A 13,832-nucleotide genomic window follows, 5' to 3' on the forward strand; every position below is an offset into this window, starting at 1 on the left:
CGTAAAAAATAGGAGAAGTAGTATAATGGAGAAACATAGACAAGATAGTGAGGTCGAGATGACAATTCGTTTTGAAGAAAATGTGAGCACAGAAAATGCTCAGCTCGTATGCCAATGGTCCAACTCCCTGGGGAAAGATTTTCAGGAACAATGGATGGGACCAAAGATTCCTTTTCCACTGACCCTTCAAGTCTTGCAAGAGTTGGAAGGAATCTTTTCAATCTTTGAAGGACAAGAGTTTGTGGGGGTTATCCAGAAAATCAGGCAAGAAGACAGCAATCTTCATATTGGACGCTTTTTTATCAATCCCCAGAAACAGGGACAAGGCTTAGGTAGGCAGGCTTTAAGGAAATTTGTTAGTTTGGTCTTTGAAAATGGAGACATAGATAGTATTTCTCTAAATGTCTTCGAGGCAAATCAGGCAGCCAAGCATCTTTATCAAAAAGAAGGATTTGAAATCGTTAAAACCATTGAAGCACCTGTACGAAAATACGTTATGAAAAAGTTTAGATAGAAAGCAAAAAGCCTTGGTTCCCAAAGCTTTTTTATGTTATAAACTCATTAAAAGAACCCCCAGTTAGATTTGGAATATTTTTTATTCTGTGTCACATAAAAATAAATAAAATGAATGGCTATAGCTAGAGCTAAAATGGTTGTTATACTCACTACTATTATAGGATTAGAAGCAAAGATTAAAGAGAGAATCAAGGCAGCCAGATAGAGTGTCGCTTGGACACAGTAGTAACTTTTCGAATAGCGAAGATAGTGTTTGTTATAGGGCCCATTTACTAGGACAGCAGCTTGAAAGAGGCCAAATCCGATATAAGAGAAGCTGGTTGCAAAGAGACGATTAGCTTCAGGATTCTGAAGAAATCCCATCGATACAGTCATCATCATAAGTCCAATGAAAATAGGATAGTGACTGTAAATTAGAAATAGCCCCTTTTGATTAGATTTTTCATCAATAGCATGGTCGAATTGACCAAAATAAAACAAGAACAGAGAAATCATAATAATGAAATAAAGAACCGAATAAATCGAGAAATTCTCGATTGTAAAGAAGTTAGCTAGCTCCGTAATCATCTCTCCAAACATAATAATGACAAGAAGGGAGATGCGCTCGATTAAATGGGGGAGATTTACCTGGTAATGCTTATCTTTATTAAGCAAGATACTTGGCATAATAAATGTTAGCAGAATACTAGCATAAAGGATATAGACTCCAATGTAAATAGGAAGAAGAGCTGCTAGATAGATTTCTAAACTTCGTAGACCTGTTATCCATAGAAAACCTTTGATACTTTCCCTATGAACATTATCGGTTGATTTTTTAAAAAACTCAACCAAATATTGAAAAAATAAGGTAAGGGTTAATGTACCAATAGCCCAACAGACATAATGAAAATATTGTTGCCAATCAGGTCCAATCATATTGGCTATAAAGAGTAAAATTCCCATTTTGATAAACATGATTACTATGTTAAATAAAGAGTTCTTTCCATAGCGATTGGTATAATCGGTTTGAATCATCCAGGAATCGATGAGAATCAAAGTAGCAATGAGAAAATCAAGGAAAGAATTCCAAGTCAAAATACCGTTATGAAGATGGTGAATTAAAGTAGTTACTTTTGAAATTGCAAAAACAAAAACTAAGTCATAAAAAAGTTCTGAAAATTCTACACGTTTATGTTTAATAAGAGTTGTCATCTTAAGTCCTTTCTATTCTAGAAGTACAATTTATTATAACAGAAAATGGTAATGAGAGAAAAGGATATGCTTAAATAACTTCATGTGACGCAGTTCAGAAGGGGCGTTTTTTCTATCGTTTTTTAGTGCTAAGACTACACAAAAAAGCCTTGTAAATCAAGGCTTTTTCCTGTTGTATTTAGATGCCCCCTACAGGGATTTGGAAAGGACTTTCATATTGAGAGCAATTAAAAATATTGAAATATAAGTGATTTTAGGTATTTTCAATGTCATGATTTAAAAATGGGACAAAAGTGGGGCAAAAACCATACAGATTCTAAACTGTATGGTTCTTTTTTTATCTAACCAAGAAAGGTTAAAACTTATTAAAACAAATGCAATCAACTGTTGAAAACTTTTTAGTCCGTGTAATATAAAAACAAGTAAAAAGTTGAACTATAGGGAATATTGTGTCATAATAGGTAATAGATGAATAATTAATAGATTGGAAATAATGCTTTCTTACCTTAACAAGTTGAATTGGTTATACATTTTTTCGTCGCAATTGTGTCTATCTCTCGAGTTTAGCTAGTTTTTATAAGCTCTGGTTTCTAATCAATATAACAAATTTTAGAAGTGCATAAGACAAGATGGTGACATTACTACAGTCATTTCTAGTCACCATATGTTGCTGGCACAGGCTGTTTGTAGTGTTGGCTATTTACTAGTCAGTTTAATCGGAGTGTTTAATTTTTATTGTTGAAAGGTTTTTATATGGCGAAAATTCTATCTTTAGGTCTGACAGGTAAGAAATTACTTGCTCAGGGGTTCTTGTTTGTTCTGCTAGGTCTCATCTTGATGGTCACGGGGACTTGGTTGCCAGTAACAGTTATTCGCCTGGTTCTGTTTTTAGCTTGGATAGCAACGGTCGTAGATTTGCTATTAAGAGTTTTCAAAAAAAGCCAGTCAACGGATACCTTGGGAGTTGCACTGGTTAAATTGTTAGTGCTGGGATATTTGCTTGGCTCCAATCTTGCGACGGATGTGCCGATTTATATTTTGGCTCTTGTGATTGGAATTTATCAGATTTTTCATGCTAGTATCAACCTTGTCACCTATCTTCTCTACCGCAAAAACAAAATTCGACCTCGTTTTCGTTTCTTACTAGATGGTCTCGTACTAGTTTTTCTTGGTGGGACTAGTCTTTTGTCCTCTACGGGAAATTCTGTCTTTCAACTCTTTGTTTTAGGGGCTTATTTTTTCCTTTATGGTGTGTCCAATATACGTGACGGTTTCTTGTTTGAGGAGGAAATTGGGAAAAACCATCTCAAACGTCGTGTAAGAATGAGCTTACCTATTGTCCTAGCCGCTCTCATCCCTGCAAGAACTTTAGCAAAAATTAACAAATTTATGCTGGAAAATGCTGATGAGGAAGAAGATATCCATCTTGGAATAGTGAAGTCTGGTAAGACAGCAGAGCTAGAAATTTTTGTTCATACAGCTGAGACCTCCCTGTTTTCAGCTATTGGTCATGTGGATATCTGCTATCAGGGCCGTGTTATTTCTTATGGCAACTATGATCCGTCATCTGAGACCTTATTTGGCATGGTAGGAGATGGTGTCTTATATTTCTGTGATCGTGACAAGTACATTGACCTATGTAAACGTGAGAGTCAAAAAACGCTTTTTGGTTATGGGATAGATTTGACGCCTGAAATGGAAAAAGCAGTTCAGAAAAAGTTGGCTGAATTGAAACAACTGACGATTCCATGGGAGCCAAGTGCAGATAAAATCATGACAGGTGATGGTAAGGAAGACTACACCTACGCTTATAAAATCAGACATGAGACAGATGGGGAACTTTATAAATTTATCAAATCTAAGTTTAAATCCTACTTTGTCTTATCTACAAACTGTGTGCTCTTGGCTGATACCATAGTCGGTCAGGCTGGCACCGATATCCTCTCACCCAAAGGATTTATCGCTCCAGGAACTTACCAAGCCTACCTTAATCGAGAGTTTGAAAAACCAAATAGTATAGTCGTATCTAAACATGTTTATTAATGAGAATTTATGAACTTAGTAAAAAAATACACCCCGTTAATACTTTTTATAGGGCTGGTTGCTCTTGTAATTCTGAATGCATCGAGCTTTATATCAGGAGCAATCTCTCTCTTTGATGTAATATCAACCTTGATTTATGGTGCTGTTATTGCTTTTGTGCTTAATGTTCCTATGAAAAAAATTGAACAGTACTTAGTTAAATTGAAGGTAAAGGCAGAGTTGCGTCGTCCGATTGCCATGGTACTTGTTTTCCTAGCTCTTATCTTAATCGTGATTGCTCTTTTGGTTTTGGTGCTGCCAACCCTAGCCCAGACTATTAGTCAGCTGGGAACAGTCCTTTCAACAGTCCTGACTCAACTTGGGAAATTGCTAGGCAGCTCGGAATTTGTAACCAAAGACATGCTGTCAACTATCGTATCAGGAATTCAGGGACAGTCTAGCTCTATTAGCCAAGCTTTGATAGGTTTTTTATCAGGTCTGACTAGTAATATCGGCAATATTTTTTCAAGTTTGATGAATGCCTTTTTGATTATAGTCTTCACCTTTTTATTTTTATCCAGTAAGGAACATTTGGCAGCGATGACGAGTCGACTTCTAAAAGTTTTTCTTCCAGAGAAGGTGGTGATAAAGTTGACTTACATTGGACAAGTAGCACTAGAGACTTATGACCAATTTTTGATGAGTCAGCTGATTGAAGCAGTTATCATAGGAGTTATGATAGCGGTTGGCTACAGCGTGTTTGGGATACCCTATGGAGTAATGACAGGTATCTTTGCAGGAGTGCTATCGTTCATTCCTTATGTAGGGCCTATGATTGCTTGTGTTGTGGGAGCGATTTTTATCTTCACAGTGAGTCCTACTCAAGCCTTACTTTCTCTTCTTCTATATCAAGTTATACAGCTGATTGAAGGAAACCTTATTTATCCTAGAGTTGTAGGTCAGTCTATTGGTTTGCCAGCTATTTTCACGCTTGCGGCTGCTAGTATTGGAGGCAATCTCTTTGGCTTACTTGGGATGATATTCTTTACCCCCGTATTTGCTGTTATCTATCGACTGGTTAAAGAATTTGTCGTTGCAAAGGAAAATCAGGTAGATTAAGAAAAACTAAATTTAATAAGATATACTGAGAAGAGAGTGAGAGATTCTCTTCTCTTTTATTTTTAAATACTTTTCTACAAAAAGCTATTAGACGTTAAAAAAAGCCTTGGTTTCAAGGCTTATTTCTGTTGATTTAGATGCCCCCTGCAGGGCTCGAACCTGCGCCCCATAGCTTAAGAGTCTACTGCTCTACCAACTGAGCTAAGGAAGCAACAGAAAAAGCTGAGAATGTAACTTCCCAGCTTTTTTAATATGCCCAAAATGGCAGCTAGATTATTTACGAAAGGCATCAAGGATATAGGTGAAACCAACAATTAAAAATGCAAAGGCAACGACATAAACGACAAAGACACTTGTAGCTACTGGATTGAACAAAATCACTAGACCTAGTAAAAATGCAAGCAACGCTATCCACATGATATGGTTGCCAATAATAGGGAAAATCAATCCCAAACGATTGCCTTTAAAGAAAACTATAATGGCTTCTACAATTAACCAAATTCCTAAAATAGTTGGAATGACAACTGGCAGCGTCACAAAGCCATAGGCAACGAGGTAAAGAGCTAAGAGAAGATTAACAATCCCTTGGAAAAGATGAGCTGGTGAGCGAAGCTCTTTTGGTACAGAGAAATAGCCTAAAATAGCTGCTATAGAAGAAACCAGTAAACCAAATGCAATCCACCAGCTGTAAGCAACAAGATTAGCTACTGGGTTTGTAAATAGGAAAAGTCCTAAAAGGACAAAAACAACTCCTGCAAGGAATAGCAGTAAACGATTAGAAAATTTCATTTCAATACCCCCTATATAGTATAGTATAGTTTGATAATAAAAATATTATACACCTTTTTAGAGGAAATGTCAATAAACAAAATGGAAAATTTGGAAGTTTCAGTCTGATTTATGAAAAGAAAATCAGTTTTTATTATTTTGAAAATAAAAAGAGAAGATAAAATTTGTCTTCTCTACATGAAAATATTGTATGGCATCAAAGCAAAAGTAACTGGCTTTACACTATTTGTAAAGATGTAATTTGATTCAAAAAGAAAAGATAGATTTAAAATGTGGGACAAATGATGGGGTAAATCAGTTATAGACAAGCAAAAAAAGCCTTGATTTACAAGGCTTTTTCCTGTTGTATTTAGATGCCCCCTACAGGGATCGAACCTGTGACCCACGGATTAAGAGTCCGCTGCTCTGCCAGCTGAGCTAAGGAGGCAAAGAAAAAAGCTGTATTGGTGCCGAAACTTCACGGTTTGTATTGAACCCGCGCAATTAAGCAGGTGGGCAACTCGCTCTAACTGAAGCTGTTTCCGTGTGAGACGGCCTACATGCTGTTAGAAGACTTTTGTTTCCCTAATAATACAAAAAATAGTCGGTCAACACTTAAGTGTGAAGTCGTACACCACAGCGTTTCTATGTTTATATGATACCACTTTTTCGAAAAAAATCAAGAGGAAAGTGCAATTTTTTGAAAAGGATTTCAGATTTTTCGCAAACGGTCAATAGCTTCCTTTCTTTGAGCCAAAGCTCGTTCATATTTACCAGTATCTTCTGCTTGGAAATAGTGATGATTGCGAATTTTTTCTGGCAGATAGTCTTGCTTGACCCAATTTCCAGGGTAGTTGTGTGGATAGAGATAGTCTTGGGCATTCCCCAGTTCCTTGCTTCCACTGTAGTGCCCATCACGCAGGTGTCGCGGAATAGGCAAGTGCCCTGATGTTTTGATGTCGGCGAGAGCCTTGTCCATAGCTACATAGGCTGAGTTGGATTTTGGAGAAAGGGCCAAGTCAATCACGACATTGGCAATGAGAATGCGGGCTTCTGGGAAACCAATCCTTTGTGCAGCATCCAGAGCAGTCACGGTGTGAATCTGGGCTTCAGGATTGGCCAAACCGATATCTTCATAAGCGATAACAGTCAAACGACGAGCGAGACTTGGCAAATCACCAGCCTCAATCAAGCGGGCAGCATAGTGAAGACTGGCATCAACATCTGAGCCACGGATAGACTTTTGCAGGGCCGAAAGGACATCGTAGTGACCGTCCCCATCCTTATCCATGGTAATGTAACTCCGTTGCAGGCTATTTTCCATGATATCCAGTGTTATATGGCGGATACCCTTGTCATTTTCGGGAGTAGAGAGAACGGCTAAGTCTAGTGAATTAAAGGCAGAACGCAGGTCTCCATTTGTAGAGGTCGCGATGAAATCAAGGGCATCCTCATCTAGCTCAACTAGGAAGTCAAATCCCCTTTCAGGGTCGCTGATGGCAATTTGCAGGGCTTGTTTAACATCTTGATTGGACAAGGGTTCTAACTCAAAAATCTGAACACGGCTACGAATGGCTGGAGTGACAGAAAAGAAAGGATTTTCAGTCGTCGCCCCAATCATGATGACCAGACCACTTTCTAAGAGGGGAAGGAGAAAGTCTTGCTTGGTTTTATCTAGTCGGTGGATCTCGTCCAGTAGTAGGACCAATCCACCAGAGAATTTAGCCTCTTCAGCGATTTCTTGAAGTCGCTTCTTACTATCGACTGTCGCATTAAAGGTCCGAAAGGCATACTTGGTGGTCCCAGCGATGGCAGAGGCGATACTGGTCTTTCCGATTCCTGGAGGTCCGTAGAGAATCATGGAGGACAGACGATTGGCTTCCACCATGCGACGGATAATTTTTCCAGGTCCGATTAGATGCTCCTGACCGATGACCTGGTCGATGGTTTTGGGGCGCATGCGAAGCGCGAGATTGTCTGGCATAGCAGTCCTTTCTAACATGGATTTTCTGATGTATATGTGGTAAGATGGTAGTATCTATTTTAGCATATTTCCGAGCAATCGGGGCGATTAAAGAGTCGCATAGAAAGAGGACAAAATGGCAACATACGGATTTTTAGATGTTTTAGAGGAAGAATTGGACAAGAACTTTCCCTTTGACTTTGAGATTAGTTGGGACAAGCGCAACCATGCGGTAGAAGTGAGTTTTCTTTTGGAAGCACAAAACGCTGCAGGTGTGGAGATGGTGGACGAGGACGGAGAGGTATCATCAGACGATATCCTCTTTGAAGAAGCAGTCCTTTTCTACAATCCTGCCAAGTCAACAGTCAATGAGGAAGACTATTTGACAGTTATCCCTTACCTACCTAAAAAAGGTTTTTCTCGTGAGTTTCTAGCTTATTTTGCGCTATTCCTCAAAGACACTGCAGAGGTTGGGCTGGATGCGCTTATGGACTTTTTGGAAGACCCAGAAGCAGAAGAGTTCGTCATGGAATGGAACCAAGAAGTCTTTGAAGAAGGAAAAGTCGGCTTGGAAGAAGGAGAATTTTATCCTTATCCGAGGTATTAGAAACTAGCGAGGAAGTATATGAAGAAAATAGGTTTGTCTTTTATCTCTGGTCTGTCCTTCGTTTTTTTGATGCTAGGATTTGCTTTTGGGACAATTGCCTTTATAGAGTTAGACTTTTCGTTTGTCTTTGTTCCAGGTTACCTATTTACTTTCTTCAGCATCTATCTGATATTTATCCTTCATGAGCTGGGACACGCATTTTGCGGTTACCTGACAGGCTATCGACTGGTGGCTTTTGGATTAGGGAATTTTCTTCTGACCAAAAAGTCAGGAAAGTTTTCTCTTAGCCGAACAGCTGTTCTGAAAAATGTTGGCGCTCAGTATATTGGATTGAAAGAAGATGAAAGCGACCAAAGAATCATCCTGATGCTTGCAGGCGGCTTGATAGTTCATCTTAGCTTGATTTTATTGGCGATATTGTATGGATTTTTGACAAGAAGCTGGTATTTTGCGGCTACTTGGATTTGTCTAAATGTATCTTTTCTTCTCATCAATGCTAAGTCAGTTGGGATTACCGATGGAGCGAAAATCTGGGAATTGCTACAATATCCTGAAAATACCAAATACGCCTACTTGGTATTGAGGCATTCTGCCCAGACCTTGCTAGCTCCTCAAGAATATGATTTGAAAGACTTTATCATGCCTGTTGCTGAGGATGCGAGAGGGAGTTTTGCAGAAAGTGTTCAGACTCTTCGGGGCTTGGTCTTCATATTGGATGATAATATAGAGCTTGCAAAGCAACAGTTTCAGTCTTTGCTAGAGAAAACAGATAACCCAATGTCTAAAACGATTTCTCAATTATACCTTCTTCACATTGCCTTGCTAGAAGGAGATCATGAGAAAGCAGAGGAGTATGCAAGTAATCGAGGAGTTAAATCCTTTTTGTCTCTAAAAATGGCAGACATGCAGAGCATTCAAGCCTGGTATCAATTTAAGGCAAGGAAAGACATGGCTCAAACTCGCAAGGCTATAAAGATTGCTAGACAGAAAATGAATAGCAGTAGAATGTTGCGAGATGAGAAACGCTACTATGAAAACTGGTTAGAGGAGCTGGAGAAAGAATTATCCGAAGGAGTCTGATATGGAAATAGAAATTTCTGATTTTACAGGTTGCAAAATTGCCCTCTTTTGTGGAGATAAGCTACTGACCATCTTGCGTGATGACAAGGAAAATATCCCTTGGCCCAATATGTGGGAGTTGCCAGGTGGCGGACGAGAAGGTGATGAAAGTCCTTTTGAGTGCGCGGAGCGTGAAGCTTATGAAGAACTAGGAATTCATCTGACTGAAGATTGCCTGCTTTGGAGTAAGGTGTACCCAAGTATGCTTTTTGAGGGGAAGGAATCCGTCTTTCTAGTGGGAAAGTTGACTCAGGAACAGTTTGACAAGATTGTCTTTGGTGATGAAGGGCAGGGCTACAAACTGATGGGCATTGACGAGTTTCTTGGCTCAGATAGGGTTGTACCCCAGTTGCAGGATAGGGTGAGGGATTATTTGGAGAGAGACTATGATTAGACTTGAACGAGCAGGAGCAGAGGATTTAGAAACCGTAATTGCAATTCAAAGGGCTAGCTTTAAGGCAGTCTATGAGAAATACCAAGACGAATACGATCCTTATCTGGAGGACCGTGAACGAATTAAGTGGAAACTAGTCGAGCGTCCCAATAGCTATTACTACTTTGTAAAAAAAGATGAAGAAAACATCGGATTTTTACGAGTTCAGACCAATGACGAGTTAACGAAAGCTTGGTTGGGGACCGCAGCGATTTTGCCCCAGTATCAAGGAAAAGGTTATGGTTCTGAGGGATTGAGATTACTGGAAAAGGAATTTCCAACGATTAAACAGTGGGATTTGTGTACGGTATTACAGGATGCGGGCATGGTCGCCTTTTATGAGAAAAATGGCTACCGTCAAACCCATATCGAGCCTGAAAAAGAAGGTATGGATATGGTTTACATGAATAAAATGATTGATAAATAGAAAGGATGGTTCGGTTACATTTCTAAACTGAACCCGCCCTAAACACTGTGCCAAAAAGATAAACGTCTCATAGACACAAGCGTCTTCAGAGACTTTCCTATTTTGGCTTTGTGTTTTACGGGCTTGGTATCTTAATGATGGAAACATGGCAAGAGTTAAAAGTAACAGTTAAGCGTGAGGGAGAGGAATTGGTTTCCAATCTCTTAATTGAGTTAGGTGCCCAAGGTGTTGCGATTGAAGACAGCATGGATTATGTGGGAAATGTGGATCGTTTTGGCGAAATTTTCCCAGAGGTTGAGCAACAAGAAGAAATCGTAGTGACCGCCTACTATCCTGATACGGTTGATGTAGCTGTAGTTGAGGTGGACTTGCAGGCTCGCCTAGCAGAATTGACAGATTTTATGGATTTGGGAGATGTCAAGATGGGTACAACAGCCTTAGCTGAGGAAGACTGGGCTGACAACTGGAAGAAATACTATGAGCCAGCTCGCATCACTCATGATTTGACCATCGTGCCATCTTGGACAGACTATGAGGCGACTGCTGGAGAAAAGATTATCAAACTGGATCCAGGCATGGCTTTTGGGACTGGGACGCATCCAACCACCAAGATGAGCCTCTTTGCCTTGGAGCAGGTTCTTCGTGGTGGCGAAACGGTGCTAGATGTGGGGACTGGTTCAGGTGTCCTTTCTATTGCCAGCTCACTTCTTGGCGCTAAGGAAATTTTCGCTTACGACCTGGATGATGTGGCGGTTCGGGTGGCTCAGGAAAATATTGAGCTCAATCCAGGCATGGAAAATATCCATGTAGCGGCAGGTGATTTGCTCAAGGGGGTGGAGATTGAAGCAGATGTCATTGTAGCCAATATCTTGGCGGATATTCTCATTCATCTGACAGACGATGCTTATCGTTTGGTCAAGGACGAAGGCTACCTGATCATGAGTGGCATTATCAAGGACAAGTGGGACATGGTGCGCGAGTCAGCTGAGTCAGCTGGATTTTTCCTTGAAACCCACATGATTCAAGGGGAATGGAATGCCTGTGTCTTTAAGAAAACCAAGGATATTTCAGGTGTGATTGGAGGCTAGCATGCAGCAGTATTTTGTGAAAGGCAGTGCAATATCTCCTGTCACTATCGAGGACAAGGAAACCAGCAAGCATATGTTTCAGGTCATGCGCCTGAAGGAAGATGATGAGGTTATTTTGGTCTTTGATGATGGCATCAAGCGTTTGGCGCGCGTGATAGATGTGGAAAATCGTCAGTTTGAGTTGGTCCAAGAGTTAGCTGACAATGTGGAACTACCAGTCCAGGTGACTATCGCATCTGGCTTTCCCAAGGGAGACAAGCTGGAGTTTATTACTCAGAAAGTAACCGAGCTCGGAGCCAGTCAAATCTGGGCCTTCCCTGCCGACTGGTCCGTTGCCAAGTGGGATGGCAAGAAACTAGGCAAGAAAGTCGAAAAACTAGAAAAAATCGCCCTTGGAGCAGCCGAACAAAGCAAGCGTAATATCGTTCCAAGTATTCAGCTTTTCGAGAAAAAAGCAGATTTTCTAGCTCAGTTTGACCAGTTTGACTCTATTGTAGTGGCCTATGAAGAATCAGCAAAAGAGGGAGAAGCCGCTGCGCTCTTACAAGCAGTCACTGGCCTTGAAAAAGGAGCTAAATTGCTCTTTATCTTTGGTCCAGAAGGCGGTCTCTCACCAGTAGAAATTGAAAGTTTTGAAGCTAAAGGAGCAGTCTTGGCAGGGCTTGGTCCTCGCATCTTGCGAGCTGAAACAGCACCACTTTACGCCTTATCAGCCCTTAGTGTTTTAGTAGAATTAGAGAAATAAGAGGAAGAAAATGGAACAAAAACACCGTTCAGAATTTCCAGAAAAGGAACTTTGGGACTTAACAGCCCTATACCAAGACCGTGAGGATTTCTTGCGTGCAATCGAGAAAACGCGCGAAGACATCAATCAATTTAGCCGTGATTACAAGGGCAATCTTCATACTTTTGAGGATTTTGAGAAGGCCTTTACGGAATTGGAACAAATCTATATCCAGATGAGCCATATCGGCAATTACGCCTTTATGCCTCAGACGACAGATTATAGCAATGAAGAATTTGCCAATATTGCCCAGGCTGGGATGGAATTTGAAACTGATGCCAGCGTAGCCTTGACCTTCTTTGACGACGCCTTGGTGGCTGCAGACGAGGAGGTCTTGGACCGTTTGGGTAAATTGCCTCACTTGACGGCAGCCATTCGTCAGGCCAAAATCAAAAAAGCCCACTACCTAGGGGCTGATGTGGAGAAGGCTTTGACAAATCTGGGAGAAGTTTTCTACAGTCCACAGGACATTTACACTAAGATGCGAGCTGGGGACTTTGAAATGGCTGACTTTGAAGCCCATGGCAAGACCTATAAAAACAGCTTTGTTACCTATGAGAATTTCTACCAAAACCACGAGGACGCTGAGGTTCGTGAGAAATCTTTCCGCTCCTTCTCAGAGGGACTCCGTAAGCATCAAAATACGGCAGCTGCAGCCTATTTAGCCCAAGTTAAGTCTGAAAAACTATTGGCTGATATGAAGGGCTATGACTCAGTCTTTGATTATCTCCTAGCTGAGCAAGAAGTTGACCGTGCCATGTTTGACCGCCAGATTGACCTCATCATGAAGGATTTTGCGCCAGTTGCTCAGAGATACCTCAAGTATGTTGCCAAGGTGAATGGTCTTGAAAAGATGACCTTTGCAGACTGGAAATTGGACTTGGACAGCGCCCTGAATCCTGAAGTGACTATTGATGACGCCTATGATTTGGTCATGAAGTCAGTAGAACCTTTGGGACAAGAATATTGTCAGGAAGTTGCGCGCTATCAAGAAGAACGCTGGGTGGACTTCGCTGCTAATAGTGGCAAGGATTCTGGTGGTTATGCGGCGGATCCATATCGCGTGCACCCTTATGTCCTCATGAGCTGGACTGGTCGTTTGAGCGATGTTTATACCTTGATTCATGAAATCGGGCATTCTGGTCAATTCATCTTTTCAGATAATCACCAAAGTTACTTCAATGCCCACATGTCTACTTACTATGTCGAAGCGCCATCAACCTTCAATGAATTGCTTCTCAGTGACTACTTGGAGCACCAGTCTGATGATCCACGTCAAAAACGCTTCGCTCTTGCTCATCGCTTGACAGACACCTACTTCCATAATTTCATCACCCACCTCTTGGAAGCAGCCTTCCAGCGTAAGGTTTATACATTGATTGAAGAAGGGGAAACTTTTGGAGCAAGCAAACTCAACAGCATTATGAAGGAAGTCTTGACGGACTTCTGGGGAGATGCCATTGAAATTGACGATGATGCAGCCTTGACTTGGATGCGTCAAGCTCACTACTACATGGGCTTGTATAGCTACACATACTCAGCAGGCCTTGTTATCTCTACTGCAGGTTACCTCCATCTGAAAAACTCTGAAACTGGAGCTAGAGACTGGCTCAATCTCCTTAAATCAGGTGGCAGCAAGACACCGCTTGAGTCAGCCATGATTATCGGAGCCGATATCTCAACAGATAAACCACTACGTGATACCATCCAGTTCTTGTCTGACACAGTTGACCAGATTATAGCCTACAGTGCCCAGTTGGGAGAGTAGGGAAATGGGCAAATTTTAGGAGAATAA

13 protein-coding genes and 2 tRNA genes are annotated in these 13,832 nt (G+C 40.9%); 10 read left to right on the forward strand and 5 right to left on the reverse strand.

Annotated features, from left to right (window positions below; translation table 11 throughout):
* The first annotated feature begins 58 nt into the window (after positions 1 to 58).
* Complete coding sequence (locus NYE79_RS02815) at positions 59 to 514, forward strand: GNAT family N-acetyltransferase (RefSeq protein ID WP_261100093.1); 456 nt, start codon at positions 59 to 61, stop codon at positions 512 to 514.
* A gap of 47 nt (positions 515 to 561) precedes the next feature.
* Here the strand turns inward: NYE79_RS02815 and NYE79_RS02820 are convergent, their stop codons facing one another.
* Entirely contained in the window at positions 562 to 1,707 is a 1,146-nt protein-coding gene (locus NYE79_RS02820; RefSeq protein ID WP_339293778.1) for a low temperature requirement protein A, read from the reverse strand.
* A gap of 753 nt (positions 1,708 to 2,460) precedes the next feature.
* Here NYE79_RS02820 and NYE79_RS02825 point away from each other — a divergent pair.
* Together NYE79_RS02825 and NYE79_RS02830 are read left to right on the forward strand one after the other, a co-directional pair.
* Positions 2,461 to 3,750: a membrane protein gene (locus NYE79_RS02825; protein WP_049519709.1), complete on the forward strand. Its 1,290-nt coding sequence runs from the start codon at positions 2,461 to 2,463 to the stop codon at positions 3,748 to 3,750.
* A gap of 9 nt (positions 3,751 to 3,759) precedes the next feature.
* Complete coding sequence (locus tag NYE79_RS02830; RefSeq protein WP_004193676.1) at positions 3,760 to 4,848, forward strand: AI-2E family transporter; 1,089 nt, start codon at positions 3,760 to 3,762, stop codon at positions 4,846 to 4,848.
* A gap of 138 nt (positions 4,849 to 4,986) precedes the next feature.
* Here the strand turns inward: NYE79_RS02830 and NYE79_RS02835 are convergent.
* From NYE79_RS02835 to NYE79_RS02850, 4 genes are all read right to left on the reverse strand, one after another.
* Positions 4,987 to 5,059 (reverse strand) — tRNA-Lys (locus tag NYE79_RS02835).
* 62 nt (positions 5,060 to 5,121) lie between these two features.
* The gene (locus tag NYE79_RS02840; RefSeq protein ID WP_000672740.1) at positions 5,122 to 5,637 is read right to left on the reverse strand and encodes a DUF308 domain-containing protein; all 516 of its coding nucleotides are present in this window, start codon (positions 5,635 to 5,637) and stop codon (positions 5,122 to 5,124) included.
* Between the two features lie 354 nt (positions 5,638 to 5,991).
* Positions 5,992 to 6,064 (reverse strand) — tRNA-Lys (locus tag NYE79_RS02845).
* Positions 6,065 to 6,328: 264 nt separating this feature from the next.
* Entirely contained in the window at positions 6,329 to 7,600 is a 1,272-nt protein-coding gene (locus NYE79_RS02850; RefSeq protein WP_339293861.1) for a replication-associated recombination protein A, read from the reverse strand.
* 115 nt (positions 7,601 to 7,715) lie between these two features.
* Between NYE79_RS02850 and NYE79_RS02855 the strand changes: the two genes are divergently transcribed.
* The 7 genes from NYE79_RS02855 to pepF all read left to right on the forward strand — a co-directional run bounded on the left by NYE79_RS02855 (position 7,716) and on the right by pepF (position 13,805).
* Positions 7,716 to 8,186 carry a DUF3013 family protein gene (locus NYE79_RS02855; RefSeq protein ID WP_023935667.1) on the forward strand — a complete coding sequence of 157 codons (471 nt, stop codon included), beginning with the start codon at positions 7,716 to 7,718 and terminating at the stop codon, positions 8,184 to 8,186.
* An 18-nt stretch (positions 8,187 to 8,204) separates the two neighbouring features.
* Positions 8,205 to 9,266, forward strand: a complete 1,062-nt coding sequence (locus NYE79_RS02860) for a site-2 protease family protein (protein WP_251463620.1) — start codon at positions 8,205 to 8,207, stop codon at positions 9,264 to 9,266.
* A 1-nt stretch (position 9,267) separates the two neighbouring features.
* A complete protein-coding gene (locus NYE79_RS02865) occupies positions 9,268 to 9,699 on the forward strand; it encodes an NUDIX hydrolase (protein ID WP_251463622.1) in 432 nt (143 codons plus the stop codon).
* Positions 9,692 to 10,165 carry a GNAT family N-acetyltransferase gene (locus NYE79_RS02870; RefSeq protein ID WP_251463624.1) on the forward strand — a complete coding sequence of 158 codons (474 nt, stop codon included), beginning with the start codon at positions 9,692 to 9,694 and terminating at the stop codon, positions 10,163 to 10,165. The genes NYE79_RS02865 and NYE79_RS02870 overlap by 8 nt, the downstream gene beginning before the upstream one ends.
* 137 nt (positions 10,166 to 10,302) lie before the next feature.
* Positions 10,303 to 11,253 (forward strand): 50S ribosomal protein L11 methyltransferase, encoded by a 951-nt coding sequence (gene prmA, locus NYE79_RS02875; RefSeq protein WP_084943128.1) that lies wholly within the window; start codon positions 10,303 to 10,305, stop codon positions 11,251 to 11,253.
* 1 nt (position 11,254) lies between these two features.
* Positions 11,255 to 11,998: a 16S rRNA (uracil(1498)-N(3))-methyltransferase gene (locus NYE79_RS02880; protein ID WP_251463626.1), complete on the forward strand. Its 744-nt coding sequence runs from the start codon at positions 11,255 to 11,257 to the stop codon at positions 11,996 to 11,998.
* A gap of 10 nt (positions 11,999 to 12,008) precedes the next feature.
* On the forward strand, positions 12,009 to 13,805 hold the full coding sequence (gene pepF, locus NYE79_RS02885) for an oligoendopeptidase F (protein WP_251463628.1): 1,797 nt from the start codon (positions 12,009 to 12,011) through the stop codon (positions 13,803 to 13,805).
* The last annotated feature ends 27 nt before the right edge of the window (positions 13,806 to 13,832 follow it).

It is taken from the genome of Streptococcus sp. FSL W8-0197 (genome assembly GCF_037963785.1).
Taxonomy (GTDB): Bacteria; Bacillota; Bacilli; order Lactobacillales; family Streptococcaceae; genus Streptococcus; species Streptococcus oralis_CQ.